Annotated in this window: 15 protein-coding genes; 10 read left to right on the forward strand and 5 right to left on the reverse strand. The window is 54.2% G+C overall.

The genetic code is table 11. The features are described 5' to 3' along the window. Window positions 1-27: 27 nt before the first annotated feature. Window positions 28-774 (forward strand): SDR family NAD(P)-dependent oxidoreductase, encoded by a 747-nt coding sequence (locus HALA3H3_RS17615; RefSeq protein ID WP_022522888.1) that lies wholly within the window; start codon window positions 28-30, stop codon window positions 772-774. A 498-nt stretch (window positions 775-1,272) separates the two neighbouring features. Here HALA3H3_RS17615 and HALA3H3_RS17620 read toward each other — a convergent pair whose 3' ends face one another. Beyond that, on the reverse strand, window positions 1,273-2,520 hold the full coding sequence (locus HALA3H3_RS17620; protein WP_022522889.1) for a dicarboxylate/amino acid:cation symporter: 1,248 nt from the start codon (window positions 2,518-2,520) through the stop codon (window positions 1,273-1,275). A gap of 419 nt (window positions 2,521-2,939) precedes the next feature. Here HALA3H3_RS17620 and serS point away from each other — a divergent pair, with 419 nt between their 5' ends. Continuing rightward, window positions 2,940-4,217, forward strand: a complete 1,278-nt coding sequence (gene serS / locus HALA3H3_RS17625; RefSeq protein WP_022522890.1) for a serine--tRNA ligase — start codon at window positions 2,940-2,942, stop codon at window positions 4,215-4,217. Here the strand turns inward: serS and HALA3H3_RS17630 are convergent. Continuing rightward, the gene (locus HALA3H3_RS17630; protein WP_022522891.1) at window positions 4,162-5,019 is read right to left on the reverse strand and encodes an SIMPL domain-containing protein; all 858 of its coding nucleotides are present in this window, start codon (window positions 5,017-5,019) and stop codon (window positions 4,162-4,164) included. The genes serS and HALA3H3_RS17630 overlap by 56 nt on opposite strands. Before the next feature lie 204 nt (window positions 5,020-5,223). Here HALA3H3_RS17630 and HALA3H3_RS17635 point away from each other — a divergent pair, with 204 nt between their 5' ends. Next, on the forward strand, window positions 5,224-6,327 hold the full coding sequence (locus HALA3H3_RS17635) for an AI-2E family transporter (RefSeq protein WP_022522892.1): 1,104 nt from the start codon (window positions 5,224-5,226) through the stop codon (window positions 6,325-6,327). 68 nt (window positions 6,328-6,395) lie between these two features. On the opposite strand, the gene trxA is transcribed toward HALA3H3_RS17635, so the two are convergent. Next, window positions 6,396-6,719 (reverse strand): thioredoxin, encoded by a 324-nt coding sequence (gene trxA / locus HALA3H3_RS17640; RefSeq protein WP_007113240.1) that lies wholly within the window; start codon window positions 6,717-6,719, stop codon window positions 6,396-6,398. Between the two features lie 391 nt (window positions 6,720-7,110). Here trxA and cysB point away from each other — a divergent pair, with 391 nt between their 5' ends. Continuing rightward, the gene (gene cysB / locus HALA3H3_RS17645) at window positions 7,111-8,085 is read left to right on the forward strand and encodes an HTH-type transcriptional regulator CysB (RefSeq protein WP_009287995.1); all 975 of its coding nucleotides are present in this window, start codon (window positions 7,111-7,113) and stop codon (window positions 8,083-8,085) included. Window positions 8,086-8,099: 14 nt separating this feature from the next. Here the strand turns inward: cysB and HALA3H3_RS17650 are convergent, their stop codons facing one another. Both HALA3H3_RS17650 and pabB read right to left on the reverse strand, forming a co-directional pair. Next, window positions 8,100-8,720, reverse strand: a complete 621-nt coding sequence (locus tag HALA3H3_RS17650; protein WP_022522893.1) for a phosphoadenosine phosphosulfate reductase domain-containing protein — start codon at window positions 8,718-8,720, stop codon at window positions 8,100-8,102. Between the two features lie 117 nt (window positions 8,721-8,837). Further along, window positions 8,838-10,193 (reverse strand): aminodeoxychorismate synthase component I, encoded by a 1,356-nt coding sequence (gene pabB, locus HALA3H3_RS17655; RefSeq protein WP_022522894.1) that lies wholly within the window; start codon window positions 10,191-10,193, stop codon window positions 8,838-8,840. Window positions 10,194-10,426: 233 nt separating this feature from the next. On the opposite strand from pabB, the gene HALA3H3_RS17660 reads away from it, so the two are divergent. The 6 genes from HALA3H3_RS17660 (at window position 10,427) to prpD (ending at window position 18,986) form a co-directional block, all read left to right on the forward strand. Then, window positions 10,427-11,170: a GntR family transcriptional regulator gene (locus HALA3H3_RS17660; RefSeq protein WP_022522895.1), complete on the forward strand. Its 744-nt coding sequence runs from the start codon at window positions 10,427-10,429 to the stop codon at window positions 11,168-11,170. 48 nt (window positions 11,171-11,218) lie between these two features. Next, window positions 11,219-12,109 (forward strand): methylisocitrate lyase, encoded by an 891-nt coding sequence (gene prpB, locus HALA3H3_RS17665; protein WP_022522896.1) that lies wholly within the window; start codon window positions 11,219-11,221, stop codon window positions 12,107-12,109. Window positions 12,110-12,341: 232 nt separating this feature from the next. Next, complete coding sequence (gene prpC / locus HALA3H3_RS17670) at window positions 12,342-13,469, forward strand: bifunctional 2-methylcitrate synthase/citrate synthase (RefSeq protein WP_022522897.1); 1,128 nt, start codon at window positions 12,342-12,344, stop codon at window positions 13,467-13,469. Window positions 13,470-13,536: 67 nt separating this feature from the next. Then, window positions 13,537-16,146, forward strand: a complete 2,610-nt coding sequence (gene acnD, locus HALA3H3_RS17675) for a Fe/S-dependent 2-methylisocitrate dehydratase AcnD (RefSeq protein WP_022522898.1) — start codon at window positions 13,537-13,539, stop codon at window positions 16,144-16,146. A 101-nt stretch (window positions 16,147-16,247) separates the two neighbouring features. Then, window positions 16,248-17,447 carry a 2-methylaconitate cis-trans isomerase PrpF gene (gene prpF / locus HALA3H3_RS17680; protein WP_022522899.1) on the forward strand — a complete coding sequence of 400 codons (1,200 nt, stop codon included), beginning with the start codon at window positions 16,248-16,250 and terminating at the stop codon, window positions 17,445-17,447. Window positions 17,448-17,501: 54 nt separating this feature from the next. Then, window positions 17,502-18,986: a 2-methylcitrate dehydratase gene (prpD, locus tag HALA3H3_RS17685; RefSeq protein WP_022522900.1), complete on the forward strand. Its 1,485-nt coding sequence runs from the start codon at window positions 17,502-17,504 to the stop codon at window positions 18,984-18,986. Window positions 18,987-18,995 lie beyond the last annotated feature (9 nt).

The following is an 18,995-nucleotide window of genomic DNA, read 5'->3' on the forward strand; positions in this document are numbered from 1 at the left end:
TTGAATTCATTTTTGAGGTTAATGGCGATGATGTTAGCTGATAAGGTAGCGATCGTAACGGGTGCTAGTAGAGGCATAGGCAGGAGTATTGCTAATACGCTGGCTGAGAATGGAGCCTCTTTAGCTATTGTTGGTACAAACTTAAAGCTGTTAAATGAAGTTTGCAGCGATGTGGAAAAAATGGGAAGGGAGTGTCTGGTTTTTGCTGGAGATGTTACTAATCCTGAAACTGCAGAAGAGGTTTCTAAGAAAACAATAGGACATTTTGGGAAAATTGATATATTGGTAAATAATGCTGGCATTAATATGCGCAGCGCTACTTTAGATGTTGAGTTAGAAGATTGGCATCATGTAGTCGATGTTAACCTGAATGGAAATTTTTATTTCAGCAAGGCAGTTTTATCTCATATGGTCGAGAGGGGTTGCGGTAAAATTGTTAATGTTAGTTCTAGTACTGCTAAGTCGGGGCATAAGAATGCTGCCCCTTCATATGGAGCATCTAAAGCTGGTGTTGATTACTTAACAAGGCATCTTGCTCTTGAGATGGCAAGGTATAATATAAATGTTAATGGTGTTAGTCCTGGTCCTATTGAAACCGATATGATTAAACAATGGTCAGATGATTACTTTGAAAAAGTCACATCTAATGTGCCTTTGAAAAGATTAGGAACACCTAAAAATGTAGCAGATGTTGTGCTTTTTCTTGCCTCCAGTATGTCTGATTTTCTCACTGGAGAAACTATTAATGTTAACGGTGGGACTTATATGAATTGATGTTTTCGTGATTGTTTTGATGCTTGGAATTTTTCTTTATTCCTGGGTTTGGAGCTTGAAACTGTCCATCGTCAACTGAGTCTCCAAATGAACAAGGGCATTGGCCCTGCTTCGTAGATGTTCTTTATCACGTCAATTTGAACGGTATCCAAAGTCTTTAGCACTCCGAAAGAAGCTGTACGAACAACGCGAGACAACGTGATGGCATGTATCGGCATTGATGCCAGCAAACTGAAGTTTGAGCCCGTGGCAAACCAACGTTATTGGTGTTGGAAGCGGCTATGCGGAATTGGCGCATATTGCGTTTGGCGTGTTGAAGTCCCAAAGTAAATATTAACTACAAGGAGGGTAAATCCCCCTTGCAGTTGCTATCGAGAGACGGTATCAAAGCACCCCTGCCTACACCTAGCATTTGCCGGGTGTTTTTCTGTGACGGGATGCTTGCTGATCGCATAATGAGTTGCGCTTCTTTACACGCTATAAATGCCTGAGTTCATACTAGCGGCGGTTGTAGATCTCTTCATTGAGCTCCCCTTCGCTTTTACCTACCAGGGTTGTCACCATCAAATCACCGGCAACGTTGACGCTGGTGCGTGCCATATCAAGGATCCTATCAATCCCCGCGACCACGGCGATAGCTTCCAGCGGCAGACCAACCTGGGCCATCACAATCGAGAGCATAATCAGGCCAGCGCCTGGTACGCCTGCGGTACCAATGGAGGCCAGTGTGCCGGTGGCGACAATCATGCCGTAATCCATCATGCTCAAATCAGTGCCAGTCATTTGGGCGATGAATAGCACGACCACGCCCTGGTAAAGCGCGGTGCCATCCATATTGATGGTGGCGCCTACCGGTAACACAAACCCTGAAACCCCTTCGGAAACGCCCAGGTTCTTCTGCGCGCAACGTATAGAGACCGGCAGGGTGCCCGCAGAAGAAGCGGACGAGAACGCCACAACAATAGCGTCCAGACTGCCCTGCAAATAGCGCATGGGGTTTAGCCGCCCCAGTAGCGAGATCAAACCCGAGTAGATCACCAGCACGTGAAGAATGCTGGCCAGGTACGCCACGCCAATCAACTTGGCCAGCGGCAGCAATATCTCTAAACCGTACTGTCCGGAGACGTGGGCGATTAAGCCAAATACGCCGAAGGGCGCAAACGCCATCACAATGCCGGTGAGCTTGTACATTGCCTCGGCAAAGCTATCGAAGACCTTCATGACCGGCTCGCCTTTATCGCCGATCAACGTCAGCGAAATACCTAAACCAATGGCAAACACAATGATCTGCATAATGTTGCCGTTGGCCAGGGCGTCCAACGGGTTACGCGGCACTAAGTTAACCAGAATAGAGACCAGCGATGGCGCTTCGTTAGCGGTCACTTCAGAGTCAAAACTTAAATCAACGCCCACGCCCGGCTGCAGCAGGGTGGAAAGTACCAGACCAATGGAGATAGCAAAGGCGGTGGTGACCAAATAGAGCGTAATGGTACGCGCGCCAATACGACCCATTTTCTGGGGGTCGCGCATTGAGGTAATACCCACCACCAGAGTGGAAAACACTAGTGGCACAATCAGCATCATAATGGCGTTAATAAAAATATCGCCCAGCGGTTTAAACACGCTGGCGGTCTCACCTAATAGCGCGCCTGCCAAAATACCCAACGCCAAGCCGGCGAGAATCTTCTTCCATAGGGCAATTCGTCGCCACCAGGCAAACTTTCCTTGCTGTGCTGTCTCCTGCACTGCGCTTCTCCTGTCAAAAGTGTTAAAACCTATTATTTATCGATTCGTTAGACGAATCGGCGGGCACTCTATCACTTTTGGCTAACGGGCTGGGATGGATATGCCGAGTGGTCATAGCACATACAGTCGATTCGATAACTGAACCTTGCTTAGCGATAGCGCAAACTTATTACGTGCCGCTACCTTCTAGCAGCGCTATGCGCTGCATTCGCGGGTGCGCCGTAGGCTTACCACGCGCTACTGGAGTGTGGCGTTAGCTAGTGCTGACTTCTCTGGTGCTGGAGCCTTTTAGCGTAGCTAAACGTGCGTCTGGTGATACCGGCCATAGCTCCTCGCCGCGCTTTTGCCTACAATAGACCCCTTTATGCACGCGCATTGGCGCGGTGCTTTTATTGTTTTCAGGCCAAGGGACAGGATTCATGCTCGATCCGAAACTGCTGCGCGGTGATCTTGACACGGTTGCTCAACAACTGGCCCGCCGGGGCTTTGTGCTTGATAAAGCGGGATTGCAGGCGCTGGAGTCGCGTCGCCGCGAGCTGCAAACGCAAACCGAGCAGCTGCAAAATGAGCGCAATATGCGCTCCAAAGCGATTGGTAAAGCCAAAGCCAACGGTGAAGATATTCAGCCGCTGCTGGATGAAGTCAGCGATTTAGGCGATCGCCTGGATAAAGCCAAGCGCGAGCTAGCCGAGGTGCAGGAAGAGTGGGACGACGCTATCAGCGGTATTCCCAACCTACCCCATGAAAGCGTGCCGGAAGGCAAAAGCGAAGACGAGAATGTCGAGCTGCACCGCTGGGGCACGCCGCGGGAGTTTGATTTCGAGGTGTTGGATCACGTTGATCTGGGTAAGCAGTCGGGTTATCTCGATTTTGAGCTGGCGGCTAAAATCACTGGCGCTCGCTTTGCGGTCATGCGCGGGCCCATAGCGCGCCTGCACCGGGCGTTGGCGCAGTTTATGCTGGATACCCAAACCGAACAGCACGGCTACGAAGAGTGCTACGTGCCGTATATGGTCAACCGCGATTCGCTGATGGGCACCGGCCAGTTGCCGAAGTTTGGCGAAGATTTGTTCAAGTTGGACGATGAGCGCGAGTACCACCTGATCCCCACTTCAGAAGTACCGCTGACCAACTTTGTACGCGATGAAATTGTCGAGCAGGCAGCGCTGCCGATGAAGCTTACCGCACATACGCCATGTTTCCGCTCCGAGGCGGGCTCGCACGGGCGCGATACCCGCGGAATGATCCGCCAGCATCAGTTCGATAAAGTCGAGATGGTGCAGATTGTGGAGCCGGAGAAGAGCTACGACGCGCTGGAAGAGATGCGTGGTCATGCAGAGGCGATCCTGCAGGCACTGGCGTTGCCGTATCGCGTAGTGACGCTATGCACTGGGGATATGGGCTTTGGGGCCACGAAGACCTACGACTTGGAAGTGTGGCTGCCCAGCCAGGAGACTTACCGGGAGATCTCGTCTGTCTCTAACTGCGAGGATTTCCAGGCCCGGCGTATGCAAGCGCGGTATCGCCATCCGGATTCCAAAAAGCCGCAGTTGCTACATACGCTGAACGGTTCAGGGCTGGCGGTTGGTCGTTGCCTGCTGGCGGTGCTTGAAAACCACCAGCAGGCAGATGGCTCGGTGATTATTCCTGAGCCGCTACGTCGCTATCTGGGCGGCGTGGAGCGTCTGGCCCTTTAAGCGCCCACTCAACGCTAACCCCGGCATCAATGCGGATGGTGCCGGGGCTGTAATCGCTGGCGGCACTGGATTGACTGGCGCCAGCGGCATCGCTTTCTGCACGCATCGCCATCATGCGCGGCTGGAAGATAGGTGATTGCGTCTCTTCAATGCGCTGCACATGACCAAGCTCAGCATCTAAGCTGTCGGCCATCAGGTTTGCTTTGTGTTGCGCTTTCTCCAGCGCTTTGACCAGCGCTTCGTCAGTGGCAGCGTCGCGGTCTTGTAGGTCAAACTGCACGCCATCCAATGAGTTAACACCAGCGGCTATTAGCGCGTCTAACACCTCGCTTAACTGACCAAGGTCGGTGAGTTCGACGGTGATCGGGCGCTCAAGACGTGTGCGCTGCAGGGTCTCATGCTCGCCATCTTCATTGCGTGGCCCTTGAATATGCTCAGGATAGACATTTAGCGAGCCTGCATTGATGGCATTGCGTTCAAGGCCGGTGGCTTCCATTTGTTCGATTAATTCGCTGGCGCGGGTCTCTAAGCGCTCGCGGGCATCGCTAAGTGCGCTACTATCGCTCTCTTCCAAGGTGGAAAGGGCGGGTGTGTTTTCCCACAATCGTGCATTCAGGGTGGCCTTGTCGGGTTCTACCTCAACCCAAGACTGCGCTTGAACATGCAAGCTTGGCTGGGGCGGTGTTGACGGTGAAGCGTGTGCAAAAGGAGCGCTAAGGAGTGCCAATAGAGCGCCGCCTAGTAGGCCATTGCGTAAACGTTTAGAGCCTGGTTTTTGAAGGTTAGCTGGTATGGCTTGCATAAATGTTTTCCTTAGTGAGCGGGCAGTGGCGCCGCCAAGTTAAAACCGGGTATAAATCATTCAAGTAGACGTAGCTTTGAAGCGAAGTAGAAAAGAAAGTTCAGCACGGAAGAGTGGTCGCAAAACAGTTGCTTATTATTTGCACGGTTTGTGCAATATGCCGAATGCAGCCATTATATATGGACAACAAGCCAGGGATAGATTATGTCGAACTTGTCGGACGAGGATTACCGCAGTATTCCCCTCAATGCCACCTTGGCGCTCGCTGCGCTGGTAGTGATTATTGCAGGAATGAAAGCAGGTGCTGATTTATTAGTGCCGCTGCTGCTCGCAATATTTATCGCAGTAGTATGTACCTCTCCAGTGCAGTGGCTGCATCGCTGTGGGCTGAGCATGCGGCTGTCAGCCTTGTTAACCCTGATGGTGTTGCTGGGGTTTATATCGCTGATTGGCCTGCTAGTGGTCAATAGCTTTAGTACCTTCGTGACGGCGTTGCCGGAAATAGAGTCGCGGCTTTATGAACAGTATTGGAACTTGCTCAATGCACTCTCCTCTCGAGGGTTAGCGATTAATCCTGACCAGATCAACTCGCTCTTTGAGGGGGAAGATGAAGGCTCCTGGATGCCGGCGCTATTGAGTCAGCTTGGCAACCTCTTTATGCAGAGCATCATTGTTGGACTGCTGGTCATCTTCATGCTGTTCGAGACGTTGAATGTGCGCGATAAAATTTCCCGCGCACTGGAAAATCCGGCACCTAGCTTGAAGCGTTTTAGTGAGTTCAGCTTAACGCTGAAGCGCTATCTAGCCGTAAAAACCATGATTAGCCTGGCCACCGGGGCGCTGGTATGGCTCTCTTGCATGATTGTAGGCGTGGATTTTCCGCTGTTGTGGGGCGTGTTGGCCTTTGCGCTCAACTTTATTCCCAATATTGGCTCCGCGCTGGCGGCGATACCCCCCGTGTTGCTGCTGCTGGTCTCCCAAGACGGCGGCGCTTTTCAAGCGTTACTGCTAGCCTCTGCTTATTTGGTCATCAACTTTGTGCTCGGCAATCTGATTGAACCGCGGGTAATGGGGCAGGCGTTGGGGCTTTCTACATTTGTGGCGTTTTTATCGCTGGTGGTATGGGGGTGGATCTTTGGTGCGGCGGGGATGCTACTTTCGGTGGTACTAACGATGACGTTGAAGATCGCACTTGATAGTCACCCACAAACACGTTGGATCGCTAGGCTGTTAGGGCCTGGAAAGCGCCGTGTAAAAGATATTCGGGTAAGCGATGCGAGTCTGCCGCCGTGGAAGCGCAAAAATTAGGTAGGAAATTTAGCGAAGGCGTGTTACCGCCGACAGAGTCGGCGGCTATTACAAGTGCTACACATTCATCAGGCGTTTTGTTCGATGAATTGCGTCAGTTGTGACTTAGATTGCGCGCCAACCAGTGAAGCGACTTTGGTGCCGGATTTAAACAGCATGACGGTAGGTACACCGCGGACGCCTTGCTCGGCAGCAATTTCTGGTGCGTCGTCTACATTGACACTAACAACTTTCAGGCTTTCCTGACGTTCTGCAGCTACTTCATCAACGACCGGGGCCATGACCTTGCATGGGCCACACCAGGGCGCCCAGAACTTCATTAGCACAGGCTGTTCAGCGTTGAGGACTTCTTGCTCAAAATTGGCGTTGGTGACATCAACATTATTAGCCATTTGCTTCTCCCGTTTGCGTTGCTCTTACTGTTTCGTTGCCTCAAATGGAGCAACGGTCATTACGCGATCCATTGGTGCTCTTTCAGTGCGCCTCGTGTCTATCGCGACAAGTGTGGGCAGATGTTAGCGGGCGCGAAGGTTGCTGGCAAATTTCCTGCACAGTGAGTTAACTAAATAGCAGAAATTAAAGGGTGCTGGTAGGGCGTTTTTTTTATAATATAAAAGTATTATTTTGGTGTTTTTTATTCTATATGGTGCTGTAGAGTGCCGAGTGTGACGACACGATCCGTCAGACTTGATGTGGCATCAGCGCCTGTGTGTGCTTAACGATTCGGCCTACATCAAGATACGGTCTACATAGATCTGTATAGAGAATAAATAAGGTGAGGATATGAAGCTACAACAGCTCCGCTATATCTGGGAAGTCAATCGACATAACCTGAACGTCTCGGCCACAGCGCAAAGTCTATTTACCTCACAGCCGGGGATCTCTAAACAGATACGTTTGTTAGAAGATGAGCTTGGCGTCGAGATTTTTGCGCGCAGTGGTAAGCACTTGACACGTGTGACGCCTGCCGGGCAGTCAATTATTGACCTGGCCGGGCAGGTACTGCGTCTCACCGAAAACATCAAGCAGGTGGCTCAGGAGCATAGCGATGAGCGCCGCGGTAGCCTGGCCATTGCTACGACCCATACCCAGGCCCGTTATGCGTTACCGCCCATTATCAGCGAATTCACCCTTAAATATCCTGATGTGGCGCTGCATATGCAGCAGGGTACGCCCAAGCAGATTGCACAGATGGTCAGTGAAGGCCAGGCCGATTTCGCCATCGCGACCGAGTCGCTGGAGCTATTTACCGATTTAGTGCTACTGCCCTGCTATCGTTGGAACCGCTGCGTACTGGTGCCTAAAGGGCACCCGCTAGCCACTCATCAGGGCCCGTTGACCCTGGAGGCGCTCGGTGAACATCCGCTGGTCACCTACGTGTTTGGGTTTACCGGCCGCTCGCAGTTAGACGACGCCTTCAAAGCGAAAGGGTTAACACCCAATGTGGTGCTAACCGCCGCCGATGCCGACGTGATCAAGACCTACGTACGGCTGGGCATGGGGGTTGGCATTGTGGCGCATATGGCTGTGGACGAGGCGCTTGATGATGACTTGGTGGCACTGGATGCAAGCCACCTGTTTGCCAGCTCTACGACAAAAATTGGTATCCGTCGTGGCACCTTTATGCGCGGTTACATGTATGATTTTTTGGAGCGCTTTGCGCCTCATTTAACCCGCGACCGGGTTGATGAAGCATTAACGGCAGGCCCGCGCCATGAGCAGTCGTTGTTTGACGACCTGGACCTGCCGGAGTATTAACCCGCAGTGTGGAGTTAGTGCTGCAAATGTAGCCCGCACTCGCGCTTCTCTTCCACCTTGGTAGGGTCGAAGTAATCGAAGTTATTGGGCAGATTATGCGCCTGTAGATACTGGTACATATCTTTGGCGCTCCACTGCAGCAACGGGGCAACTTTCAATAGGCCATCGCTGTTGCGACTAACCGGCTGCATTTTTGCGCGCTCGGGGGTGTCCTCAGCGCGCAGTGCGGTGAACCATACGTCGGGCTGCATTTCACGCAGCGCACGCTCGAAGGGCTCGATTTTAACTTCCTGAGTAAAGGCTGCGTGGCGCGGGTCGTCGATACCCGGCATGGGGCCTTCCAGCGCCTCGCGGTGGGCGCGCGTGCGCCGGGGTACAAAGCTCACGATGTTCAGGTTGAGTTGTTGAATCACTTCGTCAGCGAATTGATAAGTCGCTTCGGTGTTGTAGCCGCTGTCCATCCACACAATGGGTATATCCGGGCGCACCTGGGTCACCATATGAAGAATCACCGCCTCAAAAGGGCGAAAGTTGGTGGTGCAAATAGGTCGTGCACCCTGGGTCAGCGCCCACTCAACTAATCCTTGAGGATTATTTGCGAAATCTCTGTTAATCGCTTCAAGCTCTGAGGACATACTGCCTCCTAATCGGAAGTTAAATAATACTGACTAGGCTACCAAACAGGAGGCAGCGAACCCCAATACCGTTTAGTTTGGCTTTTATATTCCTTTTTGATATAGAGCTCGCGTTGCTTATTCCAAAGCGCCAATAAGATGGCGAATTTTATCCAGTGTCTCGGTGTACTCTTCGTCCGCTTGAGAGTCTGCTACTAAGCCCCCTCCGCCCCATACATGCAGTCTTCCCGCCTCGGCAACCATAGTGCGAATAGCGATGGAGGTATCCATGCTGCCACGTACATCGACATAGCCAAGGCTGCCGCAATAAACACTGCGTTGGCAGGGTTCTAGTTCATCAATGATCTGCATCGCGCGAATTTTAGGTGCACCGGTAATTGAGCCGCCAGGAAAGGCCGCCTTAAGCAGTGCCAGCGGGGTGTAATTACCGGCCAGCGTTCCCTGCACCACGCTAACTAGGTGGTGCACGTTAGGGTAGCTCTCTAAGCGACATAGCTGCGGAACGCGAATGGAGCCTGGCTGGCAGACGCGACCCAGGTCATTGCGCAGCAGGTCAACGATCATCACATTTTCAGCGCGATCTTTAGTGCTGCTCAATAGCTGTGCCGCCAGCGCCTGATCCTCTTCATGTGTGGCCCCTCGCGGGCGGGTACCTTTAATCGGCCGTGTTTCGACCTCGCCGTTGCTGCACTGAATAAACCGCTCGGGTGAAAGTGACAGTACGGCCTTATCGCCCCAGGCCATAAAACCTGAATAGGGTGTGGGGGTCGCTTTGCGTAACTGCAGGTACGCCTGCCACTCATCCCCTTGGTAGTCGGCATAAAAGCGTTGAGCCAGGTTGATCTGATAGCAGTCACCCGCGCGAATATAGCGCTGCACGGCGTTAAAGCGTGCGACATATTGGGTGTGGCTAAGTTCTGCTTTAAAGGTATTCGTTAATGTAAACGCGCTAGTTGGCTCTGGCGTCTTGGTAAGCCAGTTTTCCACCTGCTCACGACGCTGCGGAGTGGCGATTAGCCACGCCTGCTGGGCCATGTGATCCAGGGTGATACACCAGTCGTAAAGCCCCAAACGGGCTTGCGGTAAGGTGACCGGGCTTGCCTGAGCACTCTGAACCGATAAGGTTTTACGCCCTAAATCGTAGCCCCAGTAGCCTATTAGCCCGCCTAGAAAAGGGAGTTCACTGGTTTCATCAGGGATATCCAGTTGATCCAGTAGCCACTGCTGAAGAGCAAACGCATCGTTAGCCAAGTGCGCCGGTGGGCTAAGCTGATCTGACGCAATACTCGCTTCGCCATGATGAGTAACTTCCAGCGTAGCAAGTGGGTCGCTGCTGATAATATCAAAGCGACCGGTGGCGATAGGGCGGCCACTATCGAGCAGCACCGCGCCGGGCCTGGCACGTAGGCAGGCGAATATACCCAATGGGTCGGGTGAATAGGGCAGGGCAGTTATCGTCAACGCCTGGTTCATTAAGCAAACGCCTGGCCGGTAAAAGGGCTGCATATGTTAGAGGTCGTTGAAGATCGGCACCAGTCGCACGATTGACGCATTTCTCACGCTCGGAAGAGGATTGTTGACACTGTTTTTGCAGCTAGACTTTTTGCCTACAACGAAAGATGTATAAAGTCGCTTTATAAGCAGGTTGACGGCGGTGGTTCGCGGGGCTAAAGTTTCGCTATGTTTCTAATTGTCGACAATTCGCCATGAGCTTACCTGTTTCTTCTTCTTATTCCGATTCCTCGCCGCATGAAATGGCAACCCCTGAAGTACGCACGCTCGCCGAGCGGGTATTTCATCAGTTGCAGGATGCCATCGTACGCGGCGAGCTTGCTCCCGGCAGTAAGATCACCGAGCCGGGATTGTCTAAAACCTACGGTATTTCACGTGGGCCGCTGCGCGAGGCGATGCGCCGCCTGGAAGCACACCGCCTCATCGAGCGGGTTCCCCATGTGGGCGCAAGGGTGGTTAAGCTCTCAATGAAAGAGCTTTTAGAGCTGTTTGACCTGCGTGAAGCCCTGGAAAGTATGGCGGCGCGCTTGGCGGCTGAGCATATGTCACCGGCAGAGGTTCAGGGTTTGCGGGATGTGCTGGCGCTGCACGAAGGTCAGGCGGATTTAAAGCGTGGCGAAGCTTACTACCAGCGCGAAGGCGATCTCGATTTTCACTACTGCATCGTTCAGGGCAGCCACAACAAAATGCTAATGAACCTGCTCTGTGATGACCTTTACTACCTTGTGCGCCTTTATCGCACTCAGTTCAGTGCTAGCGGCACGCGACCGCAGCGCGCCTTTGTGGAACACCATCGCATTGTTGATGCCATTGAAGCTGGCGATGCGGAGCTGGCCGAGCTGCTCATGCGCCGCCATGTCAGCGCCTCCCGCGCCAATGTGGCGGATCGCTATGCAGCGACCCTCGAACAGTCAGCATCTAAATCGCAAAGTTCTTAATCACGAAGCTAAAACATAACTAGAAATTAGCAATAGGAGAAACGCCCCATGTCCCAGATGACTCCCGGCGCCCGGTTTCGAGCCGCGCTTGAGGCTAACCGTCCGCTGCCGATCTTAGGCACCATTAATGCCTACACAGCGTTAATGGCCGACAAAGTAGGCCATCAAGCCATCTATCTTTCAGGTGGTGGTGTTGCCAACGCCTCGTTCGGCTTGCCGGATCTGGGCATGACGACCATGAATGATGTGGTGGAAGATGCCCACCGTATCTGCGGCGCTACCGAGCTGCCGCTGTTGGTGGATATCGATACCGGTTGGGGCGGTGCCTTCAATATCGCCCGCACCGTGAAAGAGATGCAGCGCGCTGGCGTGGCCGCGGTACATATGGAAGATCAGGTCGCGCAAAAGCGCTGTGGACACCGCCCCAATAAGGCGATTGTCTCCCAGCAGGAGATGGTCGACCGCATTAAAGCGGCAGCGGATGCCAAGATCGATCCCGACTTCTATTTGATTGCTCGCACCGATGCGTTTCAAAAAGAGGGGCTTGATGCGGCCATTGAGCGTGCCAACGCCTGCGTTGAAGCTGGTGCAGATGCCATCTTCGCTGAAGCGGTTCATACCTTGGATGATTACAAAGCCTTCTGCGAAAGGGTCAATGCACCGATCCTGGCTAACATCACCGAGTTCGGCGCTACTCCGCTATTTACTCAAACGGAGCTTGGCGAGGTTGGCTGCCGCATGGTGCTTTACCCGCTCTCGGCCTTCCGCGCCATGAACGCCGCGGCACTGCAGGTCTATCAAAGCATCCTCGACAATGGCCACCAAAAAGACGTGGTGCCGCTGATGCAAACCCGCGACGAACTCTACGATTTTCTCAATTACCACGACTTTGAGCAGAAGCTGGACGCGCTGTTTGCCGAGAAAGGCGATGACCAATAAACCGCCAGTTAAGATGAAGCGCAGTTGGAAATGATTTCTTCTGCAAACTGGTGAGAGGACAGGTTGAAGCGAGGGTCTTTTGTCATGGATGACAAAAGTAGCGCCCAGGGAAGGGTTCACAGCGCCCTCGCGGAAACCTGTCCTCTCACCAAGATAGCTTTGCCGAAAGTTTAATGAACGACCTTATTCATAAATCGATAGTAAAAATAAAAGCAGTAATAGGAGACACACCATGGCTGATAAACCCGCAACAGGTGCAGGACTGCGTGGCCAGAGCGCCGGTTCCACCGCGCTGTGTACGGTAGGTAAAACAGGCTCAGGCCTGACCTACCGCGGATTTGATATTAAAGAGCTGGCTGAAAAAGCCAAATTCGAAGAGGTCGCTTACCTGCTGTTAAAAGGCAAGTTGCCTAATCAGGGTGAGCTAGACCACTACATCAGCAAGCTCAAAAGCCTGCGCGGCTTGCCCGATGCATTAAAAACGGTACTTGAGCAGATCCCCAAAGACGCTCACCCGATGGACGTAATGCGCACCGGCACTTCAATGCTGGGCAATCTAGAAACCGAGGAGAATTTTGATCAGCAGCAAGACGTTGCTGATCGGTTGCTGGCGGTGCTGCCCTCGATTATTTGTTACTGGTACCGCTTCTCCCACGACGGTGTGCGCATTGATACCGAAACGGATGATGACTCAGTAGGCGGGCATTTCCTTAATATGCTGCGCGGTGAGCCCGCCTCTGAACTGCATGCGCGGGTCATGAACGTATCGCTGATTCTTTACGCCGAGCACGAGTTTAACGCCTCTACCTTTACCGCAAGAGTATGCGCCTCGACGCTTTCCGATATGCACTCCTGCGTGACCGGTGCGATTGGGTCGCTGCGCGGCCCACTGCATGGCGGCGCCAACGAAGCGGCCATGGCGATGATCGAGGATTGGCAGTCGCCGGAAGAAGCAGAAAGCAAGATCATGGGCATGCTGGAGCGTAAGGATAAAATTATGGGCTTCGGGCATGCGATTTATCGCGAGTCCGACCCGCGCAACGCGATTATCAAGCACTGGTCCAAGAAGCTCTCTGACGATGTGGGTGATAAGGTGCTTTACCCGGTTTCTGAACGGGTCGAAGAGGTCATGTGGCGTGAGAAGAAGCTGTTCTGTAACGCAGACTTCTTCCACGCCAGCGCATACCACTTCATGGATATACCCACCAAGCTGTTTACGCCGATTTTCGTCTGCTCTCGGCTGACTGGCTGGGCGGCGCACGTATTTGAGCAGCGCGCCAATAACCGCATTATTCGCCCTAGCGCCGATTACACTGGCCCCGAGAAGAGCGAGTGGGTGCCGATAGAAGCGCGAGACTGAACCGCTTGCTGCCCGGTGACTTGGACACCGGGCTTTTTTCAGCCCCCTTCTTGTGAGTCTGCCTGCTATGAATACCCAATACCGTAAACCTCTGCCTGGCACAGCGCTTGAGTTTTTTGATGCTCGCGAGGCGGTGGAAGATATCCAGCCCGGTGCCTATGCGCAGCTGCCCTATACCTCACGTGTGCTGGCTGAGCAGTTGGTGCGCCGCTGCGATCCTGAACTGCTCACCGATGCGCTAAGACAGTTGATTGAGCGCAAGAGTGACCTGGATTTTCCCTGGTACCCTGCGCGTGTCGTCTGCCACGATATCCTAGGCCAGACTGCGCTGGTCGATTTGGCCGGGCTGCGTGACGCCATTGCTGAGAAGGGCGGCGACCCCGCCAAGGTCAACCCGGTAGTGCCCACCCAGCTAATCGTTGACCACTCGCTGGCGGTGGAGCACGCAGGGTCGGAAGAGGGCGCCTTCGAGAAAAACCGCGCCATTGAAGATCGCCGCAACGATGATCGCTTCCACTTTATCAACTGGACTAAGACGGCATTTGAGAACGTCGATGTGATTCCCCCCGGCAACGGCATCATGCACCAGATTAATCTGGAGAAGATGTCGCCGGTGGTGCAGAACCGTGACGGCATTGCCTATCCGGATACCTGTGTGGGTACCGATAGCCATACGCCCATGGTCGATGCCCTTGGCGTTATCTCCGTAGGTGTGGGTGGTCTGGAGGCCGAAAGCGTCATGCTGGGCCGTGCCTCCATGATGCGCCTGCCGGATATCGTCGGCGTGGAGCTGACCGGCCAGCTGCAGCCCGGCATTACCGGCACCGATATGGTACTGGCGATTACCGAGTTCCTGCGTAAAGAGCGGGTAGTAGGCGCTTACCTGGAGTTCTACGGTGAAGGTGCCGACGCGCTAACGGTCGGCGATCGCGCCACTATCTCCAATATGACCCCCGAATACGGCGCGACCGCGGCGATGTTCTACATCGATGGCCAAACTATCGACTACCTGAAAATTACCGGCCGTGAAGATGAACAGGTGGCGCTGGTCGAAACCTACGCCAAGCACACCGGCCTGTGGGCGGATAGCTTGACCGAGGTTGAGTACGAGCGGGTACTGACCTTTAACCTCTCGTCGGTAACCCGCACCCTGGCGGGGCCCTCCAACCCCCACGCCCATTTGCCAACTTCAGAGCTTGCCCAACGTGGTATTGCTGTTGGGCTTGAGGCGGCACAGGCGGAAGAGAAAGCGGGCAAAATGCCCGACGGCGCGGTTATCATCGCCGCCATTACCAGCTGCACCAATACCTCTAACCCACGAAATATGGTCGCCGCCGGGCTTATCGCCCGTAACGCCAACCGGTTGGGTTTGCTGCGTAAGCCGTGGGTGAAGTCGTCGCTGGCGCCGGGCTCGAAAACCGTCAATATGTACCTGGAAGAAGCTGGGTTGATGAGCGAGCTGGAAAACCTCGGCTTTGGGGTTGTGGCCTACGCCTGTACCACCTGTAACGGTATGTCCGGGGCGCTGGACCCAAAAATCCAGCAGGAGATTATTGAGCGTGATCTCTATGCGACCGCCGTGCTTTCCGGCAACCGTAACTTCGACGGCCGTATCCACCCCCATGCCCAACAGGCCTTTTTGGCGTCTCCGCCCCTGGTGGTCGCCTACGCCATTGCGGGTACGATTCGCTTTGATATCGAAAAAGATGTCCTGGGCGTGGATCAGGCGGGAAATCCCGTCACTTTGAAGGATATCTGGCCAGCGGATGAAGAGATCGATGCGATTGTTAAATCGTCGGTGAAGCCGGAGCAGTTCCGCCAGACCTATATTCCCATGTTCGATCTGGACAAGAGTGCCCGCGCTCAGGTCAGCCCGCTATATGACTGGCGGCCCCAGAGCACCTATATTCGTCGCCCGCCTTACTGGGAGGGCAATATGGCTAAAGTGCGCACTCTGAAAGGTATGCGGCCGTTGGCGATACTGCCGGACAATATCACCACCGATCATCTTTCACCCTCCAACGCGATTCAGTTGAACAGCGCGGCAGGGGAGTACTTGGCCAAAATGGGCCTGCCGGAGGAAGACTTCAACTCCTACGCCACCCACCGCGGTGACCACCTGACTGCCCAGCGCGCTACCTTCGCCAACCCGAAGTTGTTCAACGAGATGGTGCGCGATGCCGACGGCAACGTTAAACAGGGCTCGCTGGCGCGGGTAGAGCCGGAAGGCCAAGTCACCCGCATGTGGGAGGCGATTGAAACCTACATGGCCCGCAAGCAGCCGCTGATCATTATTGCCGGGGCGGATTACGGTCAGGGCTCCTCACGGGACTGGGCGGCTAAAGGCGTGGCGCTGGCGGGCGTGGAAGCGATCGCCGCCGAAGGCTTTGAGCGTATTCATCGCACCAACCTGATCGGGATGGGGGTGATGCCGCTGGAGTTTGAGCCCGGGACTACGCGTATGACACTGGGCCTGGACGGCACTGAAACCTTTGATGTCGAAGGCGCCGTTTCGCCAGGGGCGATGCTCACCCTGGTGATCCACCGCCAAAACGGTGAAAGCGAGCGGGTTACGGTGAAGTGCCGTTTGGACACCGCCGAGGAGGTGTCTATTTACACTGCTGGTGGTGTACTGCAGCGTTTTGCTCAGGACTTTCTTGAGTCCACGGCGGCTTAATTGAAACGGCCTAGCTGGCGAAGAGAACCCGGTGCCTTTAGCTTTTCGAACCTAGCTTTTCGAATCAGGCTTAGAGCACCGGGTTATTTTTAGGAGTGGTAATGATGAGCGAGTCAGTTCAAAACAACAGTGTGCCGCAGATAAAAATTCCAGCCACCTATATGCGCGGCGGCACCAGTAAGGGCGTGTTTTTTAAACTAAGCGACCTACCCGAAGCGGCCCAGCAGCCAGGCGTGGCGCGGGATCAGTTGCTACTGCGTGTCATCGGTAGCCCTGACCCTTACGAAAAGCAGATTGATGGTATGGGGGGCGCCACTTCAAGTACCAGCAAGACGGTGATTCTGTCTGAAAGTGAATCGGCAGAACACGATGTGGATTACCTGTTCGGTCAGGTCTCCATCGACAAGCCCTATGTGGATTGGAGCGGTAACTGCGGCAACCTCTCCGCGGCGGTCGGCCCTTTTGCGATTAGCAATGGTCTTGTTGACCCTGCACGTATTCCTGAAAACGGGGTGGCCGAGGTACGCATTTGGCAGGTGAATATACAGAAAACCATCGTCTCACGGGTGCCTATCGTCAATGGCGAAGTGCAGGAAACTGGCGATTTTGAGCTGGATGGCGTGACCTTTCCTGCTGCCGAGATTCCGGTGGCCTTTATGGATCCGGCCGATGGCGAGGGAGCCATTTTTCCCACCGGTAATCTCATTGATCAGCTTGATGTGCCAGGCGTGGGGATATTGAAAGCAACCCTGATTAATGCCGGTATTCCCACCGTGTTTATTAACGCCGCCGACATTGGCTATACCGGCGCCGAGCTGCAGGATGCCATCAATGGTGACAGCCGGGCGCTTGAGATGTTTGAAACTATCCGTGCCCATGGTGCTGTGCGCATGGGGCTAATCAGTGATGTCAGCGAAGCGGGTAAACGACAGCACACGCCCAAAGTGGCTTTCGTAGCGCCGCCGGCGGATTACGTATCATCGAGCGGTAAAAACGTACTGGCGACGAATATCGACCTGCTGGTGCGAGCGCTCTCCATGGGCAAGCTGCACCACGCCATGATGGGCACCGCCGCCGTTGCCATTGCTGCGGCGGCGGCCATTGAAGGCACATTAGTGAACCTGGCCGCCGGTGGCGGTAAACGAAACGAGGTCACCTTCGGGCATCCTTCCGGCAGCCTGCGGGTGGGAGCTGAGGCAAGCCTGGTGGAAGGGCGTTGGCATATCGAACAGGCACTGATGAGCCGCAGCGCGCGGGTGTTGATGGAAGGATTTGTGAGAATTCCTGGTGACAGCTTTTAGGACGCATTCCTTGGGCCATACTGAGTAGGTGATTCAACAGTAGGAGATAGATCCATGTCTGCCACATCCGAAGCCAATGAGCGGCCCGATTACGACCCCGAGCTACAGGCTATTGCCGATTACGTACTCAATTATCAGGTGGCGTCCGATGAGGCATTGGAAACCGCCCGCTACTGCTTAATGGATACGCTTGGCTGCGGGCTGTTGGCGCTGCGTTTTCCAGAGTGCACAAAGCACTTAGGCCCGATAGTGGAGGGCACGGTAGTACCGTTTGGGTCGCGGATACCGGGCACCTCGCTTCGCCTTGACCCGGTTAAGGCGGCGTGGGATATCGGCTGTATCATTCGCTGGTTGGATTATAACGACACTTGGCTTGCCGCCGAGTGGGGGCACCCTTCCGATAATCTTGGTGGAATACTCGCCGTGGCTGACCATCTGTCTCAGCAACGAGTCGCTAAAGGCGAAGCACCCCTAGTGATGCGCGATGTGCTCAACGCCATGATCATGGCTCATGAGATTCAGGGGGGGCTGGCGCTGGAGAATAGCTTCAATCGGGTTGGCCTCGATCACGTGGTGCTGGTGAAGGTCGCCTCTACGGCGGTGGCCGCCAAGCTGTTGGGCGCCAATCGTGAACAGTTGCTCTCGGCGCTTTCACACGCCTGGGTGGATGGTCAGAGCCTGCGCACCTATCGTCATGCGCCAAATGCTGGTTCACGTAAAAGCTGGGCCGCAGGGGACGCCACCTCACGGGGCGTGCGCTTAGCGGATATCGCTCTGCGCGGTGAAATGGGTATTCCCAGCGCGCTCTCGGCGCCCCAATGGGGCTTCTACGATGTGCTGTTCAGTCATGCCAACAAAGATTTGAGCCTCAAACCGGAAGCTGACCGCCGCCTACGCTTTCAGCGGGAGTTTGGCAGCTACGTGATGGAGAACATTCTGTTTAAGATCTCCTTCCCCGCTGAGTTTCACGCTCAAACCGCCTGTGAAGCCGCCGTGACGCTCCATCCGCAGGTGAAAGACCGCTTGGCCGATATCGAGAAAATCGTGCTCACCACCCACGATTCGGCTATTCGGATTATTTCCAAAACCGGCGCACTCGCCAATCCGGCGGATCGTGACCACTGCCTGCAATACATGACAGCGGTGCCGCTTATCTTTGGTGCGCTTACCGCCGAGCACTATGAAGACAGCTTTCATGCAGCTCATCCGCTAATAGATGAGCTGCGTAATAAAATGGTGGTAGAAGAAAACGCCGAGTATTCGGCGGATTACCACGACCCTGAGAAGCGCTCTATCGCTAATGCAGTGCAGGTGTTTTTTAGCGATGGGAGTGCGACCGATAAAGTGACAGTGGAGTATCCGGTCGGCCACCGACGTCGTCGGGAAGAGGGGATGCCGCTATTGGTTGAAAAGTTTGAGCGCAATCTGGCAACTCGCTTTCCGACAAGTCGTTGCCAAAAAATCGCCGAGCTGTGCAGCCATCAAACAACACTTGAAACGATGCCAGTACACAAATTTATGGATATGTGGATGATTTAACGTGCGCTA

Origin of the sequence: Halomonas sp. A3H3 (genome assembly GCF_000982975.1) — a bacterium.
GTDB lineage: Bacteria > Pseudomonadota > Gammaproteobacteria > Pseudomonadales > Halomonadaceae > Vreelandella > Vreelandella titanicae.